The following is an 18,334-nucleotide window of genomic DNA, read 5'->3' on the forward strand; positions in this document are numbered from 1 at the left end:
TGAGCGTTGATATCGTGAAGTATCAATATTGCGCACGATTAATAGTTCGAAGGTCTTGATGGTTGATCTACGTCAGATGCGCTATTTCGTGGCGGTGGCCGAGGAGGCCCACTTCGGACGTGCCGCCGCCCGCCTGCACATGGCCCAGCCCCCGCTCTCGCAGGCGATTCGGCAACTCGAAGCCGAGCTCGGGGTCGAGTTGTTGCACCGCACCACGCGCAAGGTCGAGCTCTCCGAAGCCGGCCGCGCCTATCTCGACCGGGCACGTGAACTGCTCGCCGGGGTCGATGACGCCGGCGACCTTGCCCGTCGGGTGGCTGCCGGTGCGGTCGGACACCTCACCATCGGCTGTGTCGGCTCGGCCACCTACAGTCACCTGCCCTCCCTGTCGCGCGCACTGGCGGTCGAGCTGCCGGGCGTCGACTTCTCCTTCCGCGGCGAGATGCTCGTGCCCGCGCAGGTGCGCGCGCTGGCAGCCGGTCAGATCGACATCGCGTTGCTGCGGCCGCCGGTCGCCGATGCCGAACTCATCGTCACCCGGTTGCGGCACGACCGCCTCGTCGTCGCACTGCCGGCCGACGATCCGCTCGCCGCGAAGTCGCAGATCCGGGTGCGCGACCTTGCCGACAAGGCGCTCATCGTCCACTCGGCCGGACGCAGTTCGGTGATGTACGACGTCGTCCAGCGACTGCTGCGCGACGCCGGCATCGCGGCGAAGGTGCGTCACGAGGTGGGGGAGACCTCGACGCTCATCACCCTCGTCGCCGGTGGCTTGGGCGCGGCCATCGTGCCCGAGCCGGTGACCGCCCTCGCACTGGACGGCGTCGTCTATCGGCGACTGGTGCGCCCGGTCACCACCGTCGAACTGGCGTTGGCGTATCGAGCCGACCGCAGTGAGCCGCACCTTGCCCGGGCGGTCGACGTGATCCGTGACGTCATCGGTGTGTCGGGCAGCTGAGCGGCGAGTCAGGTGCGCGGCTTGTCGAGATTCGCGCGGGTCATGACGCGTGCAGGTCTCGATGACCTGCGCAAAGCCGCGGCCGTGCGTGGACTTTACAAACTCTTCGGTCGCACGTCTGGCGGCCAACTGCTTCGGCTCTGAACGTATTCGAGAGCATCCGGAACATCGTGGTACTCGAGCAGCCCACCTATCTTCTCCGACAGCACGGTTCGCACCTCCTCAGGAGTCGCGAAGAAGAACTCCCGGCGTGAGTTCACCCAGTTCACGCGGCGCTCGGCAAAGGCTCGATGGAGCTCGTTCTCCAGTGTCACTGCGTCTTCTGAGAAGAACAGTGCGTGCGTGTCGTACAAGAACGGCACTGACGCATCGCCCAACTCACGGATGCGGTCAGTGGGTTCGAGGCGCCTCGTCATCCCGATCTTCACCATGTCGGGTCCGAACGCACCGACGTTGGAGATCACGTAGACATATCCCGCCCGAACGTTGGCGATCCGGTAGTCGTTGCTCTCGATGGCTTGGTCAATCTCCTGGAGGCGGGATTCAAGGTCGCGCGCGGCACTCTCGTCGCCGGCCTCCCGCAGCCGGGCGAGCACCGTGATGTAGTGCTCCCGCTCCTTGTCGAGTCGTTCTCGTTCGGCCTTCAACTCGGCCTCGGCCCTTCGCTGCTCCCGCAACATCTCACGCTCTTCGCGTGCGCGCTCCCTTTCCTCCTGCACCTTCACCTGGTAGTCGGCCACGAGGAGCAACTCCTCGATCCGCAACATGTGAAACGCGGGATTGATCCGCATCTCCATCATCGAACCGAGTTTCTCGATCGCTGCCGCGGAGCGATCCAAACGCTTCGAGGCTGTCTGGACATTGGCGTTCCTCAACGCGCGGACGCAGTTGTCTGCCTCGGCGTTGTACGCGCGGAGCATGAGCTTGCCGAGATCGCGGACAAGCTTCCGGCCGTTCGCGAGCGACCCGTTCCAGGTGAACATGTCCGCGGATTCGATTGCGGTGCCGGACTTCACCATGTCGTCCATCCGCCTGTTGAGCTCGGCGAGGCGCTCCTTGTAGGCGGGTGAGGAATCCAGCGGGTGGCTGTAGCGGTAGATGCCGACGTCCTGGAGCACGCGTTGCTCGTTCACGTCGACAACCTGGCTGCTCTCCGACTGCGCGAGCTGATTCTCGAGTTCGCGCACGCGCCGCCGTAGCGCGTGTACTTCTTCCGCGACATCTGGACCATCCGGCGTCGGAGGGGCGACCGGCGCGGACGGTTGATCGTCGGCTTCCTCAAGCCACAGCTTCCAGCCGGGGGGTGGGGCCGGCCAGGACGGATCAGGCGTCCAATCAGCCGGCGGGTTCCATCCATCCGGAGGGGTTGGCCAGCCTGGTGGCGAGTTGAACCTCACTGTGTACTCCGCGTCCGAACGCCGTTCGTGGTCGCGGGCTTGAGTTCGTACGGCGACTTAGACAACGAGGCGCCGAGGTGCTTCAGAGTTTCTTCGGGCACGACCTTGGACAGGTCGAGGTCTGCGAACGCGCCTCGGTCGGCGGCAACCTGCACAAGCGGGATCAACTCCGGGCGCCCGGTTGCAGCCGAGACAGCCTTCGTCTGCACAGTCAGCGCGACAAGTTGGATCTTTCCGGCCCGGTCGGCTTCGAAGATCTCGTGGATGGTTCGCACCGCTGTCTGCCAGACCGCGCCTGAATAGCGCGCTTTCAACGCCGTGGCTGTCAGGGGAGTCGGGGCGATCTCGTCGCTGCTTCGGACGTACTTGTACGCCTTGACAGTCGGCAGACTTGAGGGCTCGGGCACGGTGACGGTAATCGTCAGCTCGCGGGTTGCCAGCTCGAAGCTGTGCGAGTGGGTCACCGAGAATGACTCCGGGTAGACGGAGTTCGACAGGACGAGCGCCACGTACTCTTCAATTGCTTCTGGCACGTCGAATGCGAGCTTGTTCTTGAATTCCTCGATCTCTGCGTTTCGTTCGTCGGCGGCCGCGCGTGCCTCGCGAAACCGGCGATCGTGCGCGTCCCGCGCCGCGTCCAGGCCAACGAGCCGCTGCTTCTCGTCGGCTTCCCACTTCGCCACCGCAATCGAGTGACCTTGGTCGATGTCGCGGCAGTGGGCCTGCCAGTTGCGGACGGCTTCTTCGTATTGCTGGCGCGCACGCTGAACCGCCAACTGGTGTTGAGCGCGCGCCTCGTCGACCGCGGCCGCGTGCTTTTTTCGACCGCCGAAAGCAGCCGCGATGCCGGTGCCGGCTACCGGCTCCACGAACGCAGGTTCCCGATACGTCGGTTGCACCGGCGCCGCCAGTTTTGTCGGGCGGGGAGCAGCGACTCCGAGTTGGCCGGCATCGAACGCCGTCAACTTCACCTTGGTCTTCAGCGAGTCGAGGTCGATGTAGTCGTCGACGTCGAGGGTCGCGGCGAGGATTCCATCGATCTCCGCAAACTGTTCGTCAAGCTTCGCGTTGCGAAGGGCAACTTCGGCTTGTCGGGACTCGACGTGCAACCGCTCCGCTTCGCGTTGGGCCCGCTTGAGTTCCGCTGCCCGAGCCCTCTCCGCCTGTGCATTCGCACGATCGACCCTGCGGGCATGCGCGTTCGCAGAGCGAATTGCTTCGGCTTGTGCCCGCTCGGCTGCGCGGCGCGCCTTCTCGGCCTCGCGCTGAGCCTGCGCATACGCGCGCGCGGACTGCGCTTGGCGCTGACGCTCGCGTTGCTCTGCCAACTTCCTCTGGCGATTGATCTCCGCGAGAAACCCGCGCTTGGCCATCTTGTTCTCCCCTTTGTCCCAGTGATGGCCACCGTACCGACGAAGGTCGTTGTGCGGGAGGGCCTTCCGCCGAAGGTGGGCGGACGTTGGTGGAGTCAGCCGCTCACTCCGACAACGAGCCGCGGCTTGCGGGACGGCTCGATGTCGTCGGCGAACTCGGCGGCGATGCGATCGACCAAGGGCTGCAGGAACAATCGGCCGAGCTGGCCCACCATGATCGTCACCACCTGCTCGCCGATGGTGTGCTTCATCGAGGCGACACCGGCGTCGCGCAACTCCCGCACCTGTTGCGCCGACAGGCGGCTCAACCGTTCGACCACATTGCCCATCTCGGTGCTGCTGTCGAGCAGCGCGCGCCGCAGGTAATCGACGACCAGCGGGTTCGCCGCGAGCATGTCGGCGACGGCGTCGTCCCGCGCCGCGGCGAGGTCGCGTGGCGGGCGGCTGGTGAGCGGCACCGACGCGATCGCCTTCTCGAACCGCTCGACGATGCCGATCTCGACGGCTTCGCGCAGCGCTTCCTTGGTGCCGTAGTGATGCACGATCAGGCCGACCGTCACACCGGCCGAGGTCGCGACGGCGCGCAGCGGTGCGGCGTCGACGCCGCGGGTGGCGAAGAGCTCGAGCGCTGCCGCCCGGATGCGTTGCTTGGCCGGAACCTCCTGTGCCGTAACGGATGACACCGGTTGCGCCTTCGCCATCTTCGGCCTCCTTCTGCGTTGCGGTCCCAAGAGTGTCCGATGTGACCCATTGCACAACGTCCATCGATGCTATACGAATGTATAGCAACCTTGACCTGCAGACACCCGAAGACCGGCACCGCCGGTAGACAAGGAACCGCGATGCTTCTGGACGACCACCGCTCGCCGTGGATGACCGAGGAACTCGAAGACCTGCGCAAGCTCACTCGCACGTTCCTGGCCAAAGAGCTTGTGCCACACCAGGAACGCTTCGCCGAACAGCACATGGTCGACCGTGACTTCTGGCGCAAGGCCGGCGACGCCGGGCTGCTGTGCATCAGCATCCCGCAGGAGTACGGCGGCGGTGGCGGCACCTTCCAGCACGAGTCGGTCATCGCGATCGAGCAGGCGTTGGTCGGCGACGACGGCTGGGCCAACGGCGTGCACAGCACGATCGTCGCCCACTACATCAACGCGTTCGGCAGCGAGGAACAGAAGCAGCGCTGGTTGCCCGGGATGGCGTCCGGTGAGCTGGTCGGGGCGATCGCGATGACCGAGCCGACGACCGGGTCTGACCTGCAGCGCGTGCGCACCCGCGCCGTCCGCGACGGTGACGACTACGTGATCAATGGGTCGAAAACGTTCATTTCCAACGGAACTCACTGCGACGTGGTGATCATCGTGGCGCGCACCAGTGACGAGGCAGGCGGTAAGGGGCTCTCGCTGATCGTCGCGGAGACGGCCGACCTGCCCGGCTTCGAGCGGGGGAGGGTGCTGCAGAAGATCGGGCAGCACAGCCAGGACACCCGCGAGCTGTCGTTCGTCGACATGCGGGTGCCGACGGCGAACCTGCTCGGTAACCGCGAGGGCCTGGGGTTCGTGCAACTCATGCAGCAGTTGCCGCAGGAGCGCCTCATCATCGCGGTCGGCGCGGCGGCCAGCGCCGAGGCGTCGGTGCGTCTGGCGACGGCGTACGCGAAGGACCGCGAGGCGTTCGGCGACAACCTGATGTCGTTCCAGAACACCAGGTTCGTGCTCGCCGAGTGCGTCGGTGACGCGCTGGCCGCGCGCACCCTCGTCGACAGCTGCATCACGCGGCACGTGGCCGGTGAGCTGGACGCGGCCGGGGCCTCGCTGGCGAAGTTCTGGTGCACCGACGTGCAGAACAAGGTGGCCGACAAGTGCCTCCAGATCTTCGGCGGTTACGGCTTCATGGCGGAGTATCCGATCGCCCGTATCTTCGCCGGCGCTCGCGTGCAGAAGATCTACGGCGGCACCAACGAGATCATGAAGGAGCTCGTCGCGCGCTCACTGTGAGCGCTGCGGCGCACTGAGCGCCGCGGTCACTTCACGCAGGGCACCCCGACGGCCGGCAGATCGGTGAGCACGGTCGGCGGGGGACCCGTCCGCCCACCGCCCGTGGCCGCGACCCCGCTCGATCCCGCGGCCGTGGCGCTCGTCGTGCTCGACGCCGCGGTGCTGCTGGTCGGCGAAGGCGATACGGACGGTGTCGCCGGCCCGGCGAACACCCGGCGGACGGTTGCCCGCACCGCCGGGACGTCGACGATATTGACCGATTGCCCGATCGGGTCGGTGCCGAACCGTTGCACCGGCAATGTGTAGAAGTGGATCTTCGAGCCGCTCATGTTGCTCGCCAGTCGCACGAGGGCCAACGGGCTGAGCCCGGAGTCGATGACCATCTTGTCCTTGGTGGCGTTGAGGATGCCGGTCAGCGTCGTCGGGTTGAGCAGGGTGGAGGTCGACTTCGTCTTCTGCAGCAACGCCACCAGGAAGGGACTGTCGCTCACCGGCCAAGGGCGCGAAGGTCGCCTGGGAAGAACTCGGGGGAGTCGCGAGCGTCTGCTGAATGGAGGCTCGGATTCCAGGCGGAATGACGGGCCTCAACGATGGTGCCCCCGGCAGGATTCGAACCTGCGACACCCGCTTTAGGAGAGCGGTGCTCTATCCCCTGAGCTACGAGGGCGGGGGCCGGTTTCCCGGCCGCTGCAGTCTAGTTCGCGGCAACAGCCCGGCCGAATCGGCCGGGCCGTCGGCGCTCAGAGCTTCATCAGCTTGTCGGCCAGGTCGGGTTCGGTGTCCGGATGGACGTCCTTGGCCGCCTGCTCCGCCGCATACCGGCCCTCCGAGGTGAGCGGGCTGACGTCCGAGGGTTTGAGGTCGCCGGTGCGCAGGTCGATCTGCTCGCCGATGTATCGGAGCGCGACCGCCAGCGTCGCCACCGCCGGGACGGCGAAGAACGCACCGACGATGCCGAACAACTCGCCACCGAGCGCGATGCCGAGCAGCACCAACGCGGGGTGCAACGACATCGAACGGCTCTGCAGCAGCGGCTGCAGCACGTGACCCTCGATCTGCTGCACCAGCAGCACGATGAGCAACACCAGCAACGCGGTCGTGACGCTCTTGGTCACAAGCGCCACCAACACGGCGAGGGTGCCCGCGACGAACGCACCGACGATCGGGATGAAGCCACCGAAGAAAGTGATCACCGCCAGCGGGGCCGCCAGTGGCACGCGCAGCGCGACCAGGCCGATGCCGATGAAGGTGGCATCCACCGCCGACACGATGGCCTGCGTCCGGATGAACCCGGCGAGGGTCTGCCACACGCGGGTCAGCATCTCGGTGAGGTGGGCGCCGGCGCTGCGGCCGGCCACCGACCGCAGCCAGGGCAGGAACTGCGGGCCGTCCTTGACCATCAGGAAGCACAGGATCAGCGCGACGACGAGCGTGATGAGGATGTGGCTCGCGGTGGTGACACCGGAGAACACGCCGCTGGCGATCTTGTCGCCCGACGCCTGCATCTTGTCGGTGATCGCCTTGACCGCGTTGTCGATCTGCTCGGGCTGCACGTTGAACGGCGGGCCTTGCAACCAGTCCTGAATCTTGCGGACGCCGCCGATCGCCTTGTCGGTCAGCTCGGGCCACTGCGAGGTGACCATCGGCGCCATGAGCGCGATCACTCCACCGATCACCGCGACGGCACCGAGCAGGCTGGCCGCCGCGGCGGCCGCCGGAGCGAACCCCTTCGACCGGAGCCAACGGGCCGGCGGCCAGAGCACCGTCGCCATCGTGAGCGCCAGGAAGACCGGCAGCAACGCCGACCAGAAGATGCCCACGATCTTCAGGAATGCCCAGAGGCCCGCAAGGATCAGCAGGCCACGCAACGCCCAACCGGCGCTCCAGCGCATCCCGCGTCCGATGACCATCGCGCGGTCGACACCGTCGTTGGGGGTGCGAGCCTTGGCCACCTCGGCCCGGGGTGCGCGCTTCCGCTTGGGTGGGGTGGGCGTCTCCTCCGACTCCTCGTCCTCCCGGGGCGGACGCGTCGGTTCCTTGTTCGTGCCCGCGATCTTGTCGGTCAGGCGCGACAGGCCGAGACGGTTGAGCATTGTTCTCCCTTGGCTGAGCGACGCCGGCACTCCCGGGCGTCGTCATACTCAACCAGCTTCCGGAGACGAACGGGAATCTGCGCGCCTGCGGCGGGTAATCTACCGGCACGATGAGTGACTCCTCGGTAACCACCACCCCGTCCACCCCACGTAACCGCCGCATCGCCGCCGGCGCGGGGTTGCTCGCCCTCCTGCTCGGCACGAGCGTGGGCGTCAAGGCGATGGTCGGCGGGTCCGACGACACCGCGAGCTGCCCCGATCCGGCCAATGTGCAGGTCGCTGTCGCGCCGGAGATCTACCCCGTCGTGGCGCAACAGGTGAGCGTGCTGGAGAAGAACCCGGCCCTGTGCGCCGACTACACCGTCACGCGCTCCGCCGGCGAGTCGGTCGGCAAGGCCATCAAGCTGGGCAGCAGCGACGTCCCGGACGTCTGGATCCCCGACTCCTCGATCTGGGTCGACGACGTCGACTCCAAGCTCGGCAAGGACTGGGCGACGAACTCCGGCTCGATCGCCTCCAGCCCGATCGTGGTCGGGGTGCCGAAAGCACAAGAGGGCGTGACCGGGTTCGACAAGACCGCCACCTGGGCCGACTTCCTGACCGCCGACAAGTTGCCGGTCAGCGTCCAGGCGCTCGACTCCTCCTCGTCCGCGCTGGTGGCGATGGGCATCGCCAACCGCAGCGCGACCGACCACGGCGACCGCACCGACCTGCTGCGCTCGATCGTCCGGCTCAGCCGTTCCACGCTGCAACCCGACGTGCTGGCGTCGTTCGCCGTGCAGGACGCCGAGGTGGCACGTGCCTACCCGCTGTCCGAAGCGCAACTGATGGCGTTCAACAAGTCCAACCCGACCCGACAGTTGCACGCGCTCGTCCCGCAGGAAGGCGCCCCGCAACTCGACTACCCGTTCGTCCGCCCGGTCAAGGGACGGTCGGCACCCGACGCCGTCATCCAGGCGCTGCTCACCGCGCTGCGCGGGGCCGACACGAAGTCGGCGCTGTCGACCGCGGGGTTCCGGGTGCCGGGCGGCTCGGCACCCGCCGGCAGCCCGCTCCCGACCGACCTGAAGACGGTCGAACCGCTCAGCGCCACCGAGAAAGTCAGCGCGGTCAAGTCGTGGGCCGACCTGGCGAAGGACGCGCGCATGCTCGTGCTCATCGACGTGTCGGGCTCGATGTCGGCCGAGGTGAAGCCCGGCCAGTCGCGCATCCAGTTGCTCTCGGGCACAGCCAAATTGGCGCTCGACGCGTTGCCGCCGACCACCCAGATCGGTGCCTGGGGGTTCAGCACCGACCTGGACGGCAAGGGCAAGGACTACCTGGAGATGGCCCCGGACATCGCACCGATCGGGTTCACCGCCAAGGGCAAGGCCCACAAGAAGGACCTCATCACCAAGCTCGACCAGTTGCCGGGGCTCGTGGCCAAGAACGGTGACACCGGCCTCTACGACTCGATCTGGGCCGCCTATCAGTCGGCGACGAAGAGCTACCAGCCCGACTACATCAACTCGATCGTCATCATGACCGATGGCAAGAACGACGACCCGGGCGGCGGCCTGTCGCTGCAGCAGTTGTTGGCGAACCTCAAGGGTGCGTACAAGGCCGACAAGCCGATCAAGATCGTCGCGATCTCGATGGGCGAAGACACCGACCCGGCCGCGATGAAGCGGATCGCGACCACCACCGACGGTCTCTCCTACGTCACGAAGACCCCCGACGAGATCGCCACCGTGTTCATCGACGCCTTCCTGCACCGCAGCTGACGATGACGGACACACAGGAACACGACCTGACCGCCCGCGCGATCGCCCGGTGGCGCGAGGAGCTCACCGGCATCGGCGGTCCCAACACCCTGCTCTGGTTCGACTCGTCCGGACGCGGCTCGCTGGAGCTCACTACCGCGCACCCCGCCGGTTTCGCGCGGTTGTTCTCCGCCGGCAGTGCGCACCTGTCGCAGGTCGTACGCGAGTCGTACGCCTACGCGGAGGCGTCGCGTCGGCTGCGCGGCATCCACGCGAAGGTGGAGGAACTGCAGCAGGACCGCGGCATCGACTCCTGCTGGATGGGCATCGGCCTGGCCACCTGGACGCTGCGCGGTGACGGACAGCGTCCGCACGCGCCGGTGTTCCTGCGCCGCGTACGACTCGATCGGGTGCCCGGGCACCCCGACGACCTCTTCATCGAGATCGTCGGCGACGCCACCCTCAACCCGGTGCTGGCGAGCTACCTGCGGCAAGCGCACGGCATCGAACTCGACGTCGACGCAGTCACCGCTTTGGCCCGCGCCGGGGCGCCGTCCGACCCGCGCCAGGCGTTCGACGAACTGCGCCGCGCCTGTGTCGACGTGCCCGGGTTCGAGATCGCCCGGCGCCAGTTCATCAGCACCTTCAACCTCAGCAAGTCCGACCTGGTCGCCGACCTGATGGACGAGCACGCCGACGGCCACCCGGTGCTCGACGCCCTCGCCGGCGCACCGGACGCCGCGACCGCGGTCGGCGCGCTCCCGCCGGAGCGTCAGAACACCGCTCCCGCACGGGGCGTGCTGCCGTCCGACAGCTCCCAGGAGGCCGTGATCGACGCGGTGCTCGCCGGGGCACACCTCACCGTCGACGGCGCCCCCGGCACCGGCAAGACCCAGACCGTCGCCAACCTGGCTGCGGCGCTCGCCGCACAGGGACGTCCGCTGCTGTTCGTGAGCCACAAGCGGGCCGCGATCGACGCGGTGCAGCACCGGCTAGAAGAAGCCGGACTCGGCGACCTCGTCGCGCACATGAGCGACGGACGCCCCGGCCCGGAGTTCGAGGAACTGTTCAACCGGCGCATCCAGGAAGCGATCGCGGCACCGACCGATGCGGGTGCACCACAAGAGAATCCGTCGCCCTTCGCGACCGCGCTGCAGGCGCATCACGAGGCCGTGCATCAACTGCACCAGCCCTGGGGTGTGTCGCTGGCCCAGGTGATCGAGCAGATCGCGGCCCTCGGCCAACAGCGCCCGGTGCCGCGCTCGCACGCCCGCATCGACAGCGCCGACCTGCTGGCGTTGTCGCCGACCCAGCGCGACGAAGCCGCCGGACGCCTGCTCGACGTCGCCCGCAAGGGCGGGTGGACCACGACGGGGGAGAACGACCCGTGGTACGGCGCATCGATCGTCGGCGAGCAGCAGGCCGAGCGCGCCCGGGCCACCGTGAGCGAACTGGCGGCCGACCGCCTCGCCGCGCACCGGTCGTTGATCGACGAGATGTTCGACTCCGTCGGCCTGCCCTCGCCGGTCGACATGCGCGAGGAGGAAGACGGGCTGGAACTGCTCCAGCAGGTCACCGGCACTTTGGAGGTGTTCCGGCCGGAAGTGTTCGAGGCGCCGCTCGGCGAGCTCGCCGGCGCCACCGGCGGACGTGACTACCGTCGCGAGAACGACGTGCACCTCGGCCTGCTCGACCGGCGGCGACTCACCTCCCAGGCCCAGGACCTCCTGCGTCCGGGACCGCGTCCCGACCTGCACGGCGTGTTGGTGCGGGCCCACCGGCAGCGCACCCAGTGGCGCCGGATCGCCGGCAAGGGTTCGCGCCCGTCGGCCCCGAAGGGCCTGGCGGAGGCACTCACCGAACACGAACGGCTGCGCTCCGAGCTCGAATGGCTCGGTGACCGGTTGGCCGGCACCGCTGCCGGAGGTGACCTGCTCGACAAGTCCTTCGACTCCTTGCAGGCGCGCCTCACCCGATTGGCCCGCGCGACCGACCGGCTCGAGGTGATTCCGACCGTCGCCGACGACATCGAGGCGCTCCGAGCGAAGGGGCTCGGCGACCTCGTCGACGACCTGGCCAACCGTCAGGTGCCCACCGAGCAGGTCGTTCCTGAGCTCGAATTCGTCTGGTGGACATCGGTTTTCGAGCACCTTTGCCAACAGTCGGACGACGGCGCTCCCGGCGCGACCTCCACCGGTGACAGTGTGCGGGAGTTGCTCGCGCAGTATGCCGACGACGAGCAGCACCGCCGCGATGCGCGGGTGCAGGCGGTGCGCACCGCCGTCGATGCGCGACTGCAGTCCGTGGTGCGCAACCTGCCCGACCAGGTGCGCGCGGTGCAGCAGGGGCTCGCTCGTGGTGCGAGCCTGCGCGACCTGCTGCCGGTGGCACCCGAGCTGATGATGGCGCTGATGCCGTGCTGGGCGATGAGCCCGCTACTGGTGCCCTCGCACGTGCCCGCCGGTGTGTGGTTCGACGTGGTCGTCGTCGACGAGGCATCCCAGGTCGGCACCGCCGAGGTCGTGCCCGCCGTCCGCCGCGCGGCACAGACGGTGCTGTTCGGCGACCGGCGCCAGACCGGCCCGCACCCGTTCGTGGTCGACGTCGGCCGTGCCGTCGACACCTCCCGGCGCCCGGCGTCGATCGTCGACGAACTCGGGCCGCTGGTGCCGCGGCAGCAACTGAGCACGCACTACCGGTCCAGCGACGGGCGCCTGTTCGACTTCGCGAACGCGCAGGCGTACGGCGGCGCCATCCGCACCTTCCCGCGTCCGGGCGACGAGCGGCCGTTCCGTCTCGACGTCGTCAGCGGGCAGGGCGGCGTCGCCCACGAGATCGATCGGGTCGTCGACCTGGTGGCCGCCCATGCCGCCGACCCGGCCCGCGGCTCGCTGATGGTGGTGACCCTCACCGACGAACACGCCGAGCGGGTCTCGACGGCGCTGGCCCGGCGGGCGAGCACGGACCCCGCGCTGACGCGGTACTTGCAGTCCGACGACCCCAAGCCGCTGCTTGTGCGCAGCGCCCGCCGCGCACAAGGGTTCACCCGCGACGTGGCCGTGGTGACGGTCGCCGCCCGCGTTGACGAGAAGGGCGAGTTGGTCGGTGCTGCCGCCGCCGCCCTGGCCGACCGCGGCGAGCAGGCTCTGCTCGTGGCCTCGACCCGGGCCCGCCTGCGCACGGTGGTGGTGAGTTCGCTGCGCCCCGGAGACATCGCGGTGTCGTCGTTGCGCACCCGCGGCGCCCACATGTTCCGCGACTTGTTGGTGCATGCCGGCACCGGCACGGCCGGCCGGCCGGGCGGCGAGGACGACTCCTCGGTGCAGCCCGAGCAGCAGCCCGGACAGCCCGGCCGCAAGGCGCGCCGTCGGCGCACCGCCTCGGCCGGCAGCGTGCTCGACCGTCCCGCACCGGTGCAGCCGACCGCGGCGCAACACCCGCTCGTCGCCGAACTGGCCCGCCGACTGCGCGACAGCGGTGTCACGGTGCGTTCGGGCGCGGGCCTCGGGAAACCCGGACTCGATCTGGTGCTCGGTGACCCGGACGGCCCCGACCAGTTGGTCGCCCTCGACACCGACGGTTCTACCCTCGCGGCCGAGGCGGAGGTGCGTGATCGCGACCTGGTGCGTCCGCAGCAGCTGCGCGAGCGGGGCTGGCGCTACGAACGGGTCTGTCTCGACGAGATGTTCCGCGACCCGGCCAGACAGGTGTCCCGCCTGGCCGACCTGGTCGGTGACGGCGACGATGTCTGATCGCTCGGACGCACATGGCCGGTCAGCCGGGTCCGAAACGTCAGCAACGTCAGTGCCCGCCGACCGACCGGACGATGCATCACCGCGTCGCGGGCGACGGCACCGCCGCGTGGTGCGACCTGCGACCGGCGGCGACGACGGCCCCGAGCCGCGCGAGGAGCCGGCCACGCCGGACACCGCGGCCGAAGGCGGCGGGGAGCGCGATCACGAGCGGTGGCTGCACGAGCAGCGTCCGCCGCACTGGGGCTGAGTCCCGGAAAGTAGGCCGGAAGTAGCCCAAAAACGAAGGAGCGGATGCCCCGTGAGGGGCACCCGCTCCTTCGAACATGCGATGGATCAGCGACCGGCGCGCAGCGCGTCGCGGATCTCGGTGAGAACGCTGAGCTCGGTGGCGTTCTCCTCCTCCGGCTTGACGAAGCGAGCCTTGAAGGCCTCGTACGGCTTCACAACACCGAAGTAGACGATCGCGGCGACGATGATGAACGCAACGAGCGCGGTCAGGAATGCGCCGACGTGGACGCCACCCGGCGTGTAGCCGGAGAAGTTCGGGGTGCCTCCGGCCTTACCGATGAGGTCCATGATGATCGTGACGAATGCCTTGACGACCTCGCCGAAAACGCCCGCGATGACAACCGCAACAGCGAGCTCGACGACGTTGCCCTGCAGGAGGAATTTCTTGAAGCCGCTCATGGCAGTTTCCTTCTTTCGGGGGATTGCGTACCTTGCATGAATCGCCGAAACAGTAGCGGAGGGCGCGGATCAGCAAAAACTGAAAACGCCGTACAGCGCCCAAATTGTGTGCTAGCCGCGGGGACGCGCGGCGGCCACCAATCCGGTGCCGAGCGTCGCCGCCGTGGCGAGCGAACCCGCCAATTCCGCGGAATTGCGGCGCGGAACGGCGACCACGACCATCACGTCGGCCGTCGCGGAGCCGCCCATTGGTTCAACCTTTGGGGTGGTGGACATCACGACACGAGCCGCACTCACCACCACCCGGTGATCGCCCGGGTCGTACAGATCGAGCAGGTCACCGGGGGAGAGCAATCCCGCCAGCGCCGGATCGGCGAGCGGGATCGTGAAGGCCTGCTCGTCGGCGCGCAGCACACCCCAGGTGGAGCGGGTCGCCCGTGACTGGGTGACCGGTTCGCCGGCCGCGATGGCGGCGGTCGCGGTGCGTCCCGCCGCGGTCGAGAGCGGCAGCACGCCGGGAACAGCGACGCTCGACGGCCACTGCGCGGTGCGCAGGTCGGCCGCCGAGATCTTGGCGCCGGCCGCGATCGGGCGGGCTGCCACGGTGACGGCCACCGTCGCTTCCGGTGCCGGACGCAGCAGCCCCCACGCCGCGCACACCGCGACGGCGACCAGCGCGGCGGCGGCGATGCGGCGCAGCCTGGCCCGCTGCCACCGGGCCTGCCGGCCGGGGCCGCGCAACGCCTCGAAGCGCGCCGACCCGCCGCGCCGCGCGCCGGTCACGGCAACTCGAAGGGGAGGGTGATGCCGTCGAGCGCGTGCTGGCACTCGCAGGTCGCAGCCCCGGTGGGCAGGGCGGCGATGCTCGCCCGGACGAGGTCCTTGAGGTGTTCGACCTTCGTCGCGAACACCGCCAACACCTCGTCGTGGGTGACGCCGGAGTCGCCTTCGACGCCGGCGTCGGCATCGGTCACCAGGCAGATGCTGGTGAAACACATCGCCAACTCGCGGGCGATGGACGCCTCCGGCATGCCGGTCATGCCGACGACCGACCACCCGGCGGCCTGGTGCCAGCGCGACTCGGCGCGGCTGGAGAAGCGCGGGCCGTTGATGACGACGAGCGTGCCGCCGTCGACGGCGGGAAGCTCGCTCTGACCGGCGGCGGCACCGAGCACGGCCGAGCGCCCGGTCGGGCAGTAGGGGTCGGCGAAGCCGACGTGCACCACCGGGCCGGGCTCGTCGTAGACGGTGTGCTCGCGGCCCCAGGTGCGGTCGACGACCTGATCGGGCACCACCACGGTGCCGGGGGAGAAGCGTGGGTCGAGCCCGCCGACCGCGCACGGGGCGAGCACCTCACGCACCCCCACCGAACGCAGCGCCCACAGGTTGGCGCGGTAATTGACCCGGTGCGGGGGGAACCGGTGCCCCTGACCGTGCCGCGCCAGGAACGCCACCGACCGGCCGGCCACCGTGCCGATCACGAGGTCGTCGCTCGGCGCGCCGAACGGGGTGTCGACGCGCACCGCGCGCGCATTGTCGAGGAAGGTGTAGAACCCCGAGCCGCCGATCACGCCGATCTCGGCACGGGGGGAGTCGGTGGGCGACAAGGCGTGTGCAGCGGTGTGGGCAGCGGTGGTCATGGCGGTGAGACTAGTCCGCTGCACCGACCGGGTCGTGGCGGCAACGGGTGCCGCTGTGGACCGTCCGCAGCCGTGCGGGGGCTGTGGACAGCCGGGTGGTCAGGCGGGTGGTCAGTCGGCCGACTTGGTCGCCGTCGAGGCGGCCGGCTTGGAGTCGGAGCTCGCCGCGGGCTTCGCGGCGCTGTCGCCCGAGCCGTTCGAGCTCGAGGTGCTCGAGTCGTTCGAGGTGGTGCTGGCCGGCGTGCTCGAGGAAGAGCCGCCACGGCTGTCGGTGCGGTAGAAGCCCGACCCCTTGAAGACGACACCGACCGAGTTGAAGACCTTGCGCAACCGGCCGCCGCACTCGGGGCAGTCGGTCAGGGCGTTGTCGCTGAATGCCTGGACGATGTCGAACTGATGGCCGCAGTTCTTGCAGGCGTAGGAGTAGGTGGGCACGACGCAGATTCTAGGTCAGGTCGCGGGTCATCCCGGTCGCACGTCCGTCGCGGCGTCCCGAGCGCCCGACCGACGCCAGCCGGCGAGCCGTCCGTGGTCGCTGATCGCGCGCACCCTGCGCACCACGCAGGAGCGCGCGGCCGACGGGGTGACGATCAACAGTTGGTCGCCGCGGTGGAGCACCGAGCGGCGGGTCGGCACGAACGATTCGTCGTCGCGCTTGACCAGCGTGACGTTCGCGCCCTTGGGCAGCCGCAACTCGTGCACCTCCACCCCGTGCAGCAGCGAGTGCGGGCCGATCCGCACCTGCAGCATCTCGGCGTTCAATTCGTCCAGTGGCATCGATTCCAACTCGACGTCGACCACGTGCGACTCGTCGACGATGCCGAGCCGGCGCGCCACCCAGGGCAGCGTCGGGGCCTGCACGAGGGTGAACACCACGACCAGCACGAACACGAGGTCGAAGATCCACTCCAGGCCCTGGCTGCCGAGCGTGAGCGGCACCGTGGCCAGCACGACCGGCACCGCACCGCGCAGGCCGGCCCACGACAGGAACAGCTTCTCGGGGGTGGTGATGCCGAACCCGGGCATCGACCCGAACACCGACAGGGGGCGGGCCACCAGCAGCAGCACCAACCCGACGACGAGCGCCGGGAACAGCTGGTCCTGCAGACGGGACGGCGCGGCGAGCAGACCGAGCAGCACGAACAGCCCGATCTGGGCCAACCAACCGAACGACTGGGCGAAGCCGCGCACGGCTTGGCGGTGTGGGAGACCCAGGTTGCCGAGCACCAGCGCGCACAGGTAGACCGCGATGAAGCCGCTGGTGTGCACGGCATCGGCCACCGCGAACGCCAGCACACACGCGGCGAGCACGCCGATCGAGAACAGACCCGACGACCCGGGGGCCGCGCGCTTCATCAGGGTGCCGAGCACATAACCGAGCGCCAGGCCGATCGCGGCGCCGACGGCGAGTTCAAAGCCGGCGTGGAACCCCACGGACAGCCAGTTCGGGTCGGGTCGTCCGGGTGCCGCCGCCGATGCGAGCGCCGAGACCAGCAGCACGACGGGGGCGTCGTTGAAGCCCGACTCCGCCTCCAGCACACCGGTGACACGGTGGGGCAGCGGCACCTTGCGCAGCACCGAGAAGACGGCCGCGGCGTCGGTCGAGGAGACGATGGCGCCGAGCAGGAACGCCGTGGTCCAGTCGAAGTGGAGCAGGTAATGGACGGCGACACCGACGACCGCGACCGATATCAGCACACCGACGGTGGACAACAACATCGCCGGCACCACGCTGCGCCTGATCGCCGACCACTGCGTGGTCAAACCACCTTCGGCCAGGATCAGCACGAGCGCCGAGTAACCGAGCACCTCGGTCATCAGTGGATCGGAGAACTCCAGGCCGAACCCCGCCTCGCCGAGCACGACGCCCATCGCGAGATAGAGCAGCAGCGTCGGCAGCCCCGACTTGTTCGCTAGGCGCACCGCGGCGACCGCAACCAGCAGCACCGCGCTGCCGATGAGCAGGGTGCGGGTGAGGTCGTCGAGGTCGTAGGCGCCCGACTTGGGCACGGCGCCGAGAGAACCGGCGAACGCAGCGACGTCCGTCAGGTGCATCGAGCGCTCCTTCCGGTCAGGCCGTGCGCGGCCGGTTCAGTTGTCCCCGGGCTGGATTCTTCCAGTTGCTGGATCGCGCTCGCGCACCGCTTGCGTCGTGAGCACCGCGTCGACCGGAAGATCGTGCGGTTCGCGGGGCACCTGTCGCACGATCTCCTGCTCGAACACCATCGCGACGACGAGCGTGCCGGGCCTGCGCAACGGGAGAGTGCGGTCGTAACACCCACCGCCCTGCCCGAGCCGGTATCCGTCCCGATCGATGGCGAGGCCCGGGATGAGGAGCACGTCGGCGGACGCGACGGCGTCGATGCCGAGGTCGACCCCGGGCCCGGCGACATCGTGCCATGACAATCGCAGGTCGGGAAGGGTGTCGGGCACCAGCACCCGCCACCCGGCGTCCTGCAGCCCGGCGATCAATGCCTGCGTGGGCGGCTCGGTCGCCCACGACTCGTACGCCGTGATGGTGCCGGGGGTGCGGGGTGCCAGCCAGGTGAGCAGACGGTCGCGGAAGGCCGCCGCGGTGGCGCCGCGATCGGTGGCCGGGTCGTCGCGCCACTGCCGACGCGCCGCGCGCACCGCCGCCCGCGCCGCCTGCTTGTCGGCCGGAAGTTCGGGCAGGGCGCGCGACGTGCTCATC

At 69.0% G+C, this 18,334-nt stretch carries 16 protein-coding genes and 1 tRNA gene; 5 read left to right on the forward strand and 12 right to left on the reverse strand.

The window, feature by feature from the left end:
- Nucleotides 1–58: 58 nt before the first annotated feature.
- The gene (locus tag DFJ65_RS05950; RefSeq protein ID WP_115922233.1) at nt 59–958 is read left to right on the forward strand and encodes a LysR family transcriptional regulator; all 900 of its coding nucleotides are present in this window, start codon (nt 59–61) and stop codon (nt 956–958) included.
- Nucleotides 959–1,053: 95 nt separating this feature from the next.
- Here DFJ65_RS05950 and DFJ65_RS05955 read toward each other — a convergent pair whose 3' ends face one another.
- The 3 genes from DFJ65_RS05955 to DFJ65_RS05965 form a co-directional block, all read right to left on the reverse strand.
- Nucleotides 1,054–2,145: an SNIPE associated domain-containing protein gene (locus DFJ65_RS05955; RefSeq protein ID WP_245950052.1), complete on the reverse strand. Its 1,092-nt coding sequence runs from the start codon at nt 2,143–2,145 to the stop codon at nt 1,054–1,056.
- A 206-nt stretch (nt 2,146–2,351) separates the two neighbouring features.
- Complete coding sequence (locus tag DFJ65_RS05960; protein WP_115922235.1) at nt 2,352–3,728, reverse strand: hypothetical protein; 1,377 nt, start codon at nt 3,726–3,728, stop codon at nt 2,352–2,354.
- Nucleotides 3,729–3,823: 95 nt separating this feature from the next.
- Complete coding sequence (locus tag DFJ65_RS05965) at nt 3,824–4,429, reverse strand: TetR/AcrR family transcriptional regulator (protein ID WP_115922236.1); 606 nt, start codon at nt 4,427–4,429, stop codon at nt 3,824–3,826.
- A gap of 141 nt (nt 4,430–4,570) precedes the next feature.
- Between DFJ65_RS05965 and DFJ65_RS05970 the strand changes: the two genes are divergently transcribed.
- Entirely contained in the window at nt 4,571–5,725 is a 1,155-nt protein-coding gene (locus DFJ65_RS05970) for an acyl-CoA dehydrogenase family protein (RefSeq protein ID WP_115922237.1), read from the forward strand.
- A gap of 26 nt (nt 5,726–5,751) precedes the next feature.
- Here DFJ65_RS05970 and DFJ65_RS05975 read toward each other — a convergent pair whose 3' ends face one another.
- From DFJ65_RS05975 to DFJ65_RS05985, 3 genes are all read right to left on the reverse strand, one after another.
- Nucleotides 5,752–6,216 (reverse strand): LCP family protein, encoded by a 465-nt coding sequence (locus DFJ65_RS05975; protein WP_115922238.1) that lies wholly within the window; start codon nt 6,214–6,216, stop codon nt 5,752–5,754.
- A gap of 100 nt (nt 6,217–6,316) precedes the next feature.
- Nucleotides 6,317–6,392 (reverse strand) — tRNA-Arg (locus DFJ65_RS05980).
- 73 nt (nt 6,393–6,465) lie between these two features.
- On the reverse strand, nt 6,466–7,818 hold the full coding sequence (locus DFJ65_RS05985) for an AI-2E family transporter (protein WP_115922239.1): 1,353 nt from the start codon (nt 7,816–7,818) through the stop codon (nt 6,466–6,468).
- Between the two features lie 110 nt (nt 7,819–7,928).
- Here DFJ65_RS05985 and DFJ65_RS05990 point away from each other — a divergent pair, with 110 nt between their 5' ends.
- From DFJ65_RS05990 to DFJ65_RS06000, 3 genes are all read left to right on the forward strand, one after another.
- A complete protein-coding gene (locus DFJ65_RS05990) occupies nt 7,929–9,581 on the forward strand; it encodes a substrate-binding domain-containing protein (protein ID WP_115922240.1) in 1,653 nt (550 codons plus the stop codon).
- Nucleotides 9,582–9,583: 2 nt separating this feature from the next.
- Nucleotides 9,584–13,312: an ATP-binding protein gene (locus DFJ65_RS05995; RefSeq protein WP_115922241.1), complete on the forward strand. Its 3,729-nt coding sequence runs from the start codon at nt 9,584–9,586 to the stop codon at nt 13,310–13,312.
- A gap of 109 nt (nt 13,313–13,421) precedes the next feature.
- Nucleotides 13,422–13,562, forward strand: a complete 141-nt coding sequence (locus DFJ65_RS06000; RefSeq protein ID WP_245950053.1) for a hypothetical protein — start codon at nt 13,422–13,424, stop codon at nt 13,560–13,562.
- An 86-nt stretch (nt 13,563–13,648) separates the two neighbouring features.
- On the opposite strand, the gene DFJ65_RS06005 is transcribed toward DFJ65_RS06000, so the two are convergent.
- From DFJ65_RS06005 to DFJ65_RS06030, 6 genes are all read right to left on the reverse strand, one after another.
- The gene (locus DFJ65_RS06005; RefSeq protein WP_115922243.1) at nt 13,649–14,002 is read right to left on the reverse strand and encodes an MscL family protein; all 354 of its coding nucleotides are present in this window, start codon (nt 14,000–14,002) and stop codon (nt 13,649–13,651) included.
- A gap of 111 nt (nt 14,003–14,113) precedes the next feature.
- On the reverse strand, nt 14,114–14,785 hold the full coding sequence (locus DFJ65_RS06010; RefSeq protein ID WP_170144004.1) for an SAF domain-containing protein: 672 nt from the start codon (nt 14,783–14,785) through the stop codon (nt 14,114–14,116).
- Nucleotides 14,782–15,642, reverse strand: a complete 861-nt coding sequence (locus DFJ65_RS06015; RefSeq protein ID WP_115922245.1) for an S-methyl-5'-thioadenosine phosphorylase — start codon at nt 15,640–15,642, stop codon at nt 14,782–14,784. The genes DFJ65_RS06010 and DFJ65_RS06015 overlap by 4 nt, the downstream gene beginning before the upstream one ends.
- 111 nt (nt 15,643–15,753) lie before the next feature.
- Complete coding sequence (locus DFJ65_RS06020; protein WP_115922246.1) at nt 15,754–16,077, reverse strand: FmdB family zinc ribbon protein; 324 nt, start codon at nt 16,075–16,077, stop codon at nt 15,754–15,756.
- Between the two features lie 27 nt (nt 16,078–16,104).
- Entirely contained in the window at nt 16,105–17,697 is a 1,593-nt protein-coding gene (locus tag DFJ65_RS06025; RefSeq protein ID WP_115922247.1) for a potassium/proton antiporter, read from the reverse strand.
- 36 nt (nt 17,698–17,733) lie between these two features.
- Nucleotides 17,734–18,333, reverse strand: a complete 600-nt coding sequence (locus DFJ65_RS06030; RefSeq protein ID WP_115922248.1) for a 5-formyltetrahydrofolate cyclo-ligase — start codon at nt 18,331–18,333, stop codon at nt 17,734–17,736.
- Nucleotide 18,334: the final 1 nt, after the last annotated feature.

It is taken from the genome of Calidifontibacter indicus, assembly GCF_003386865.1.
Taxonomy (GTDB): domain Bacteria; phylum Actinomycetota; class Actinomycetes; order Actinomycetales; family Dermatophilaceae; genus Yimella; species Yimella indica.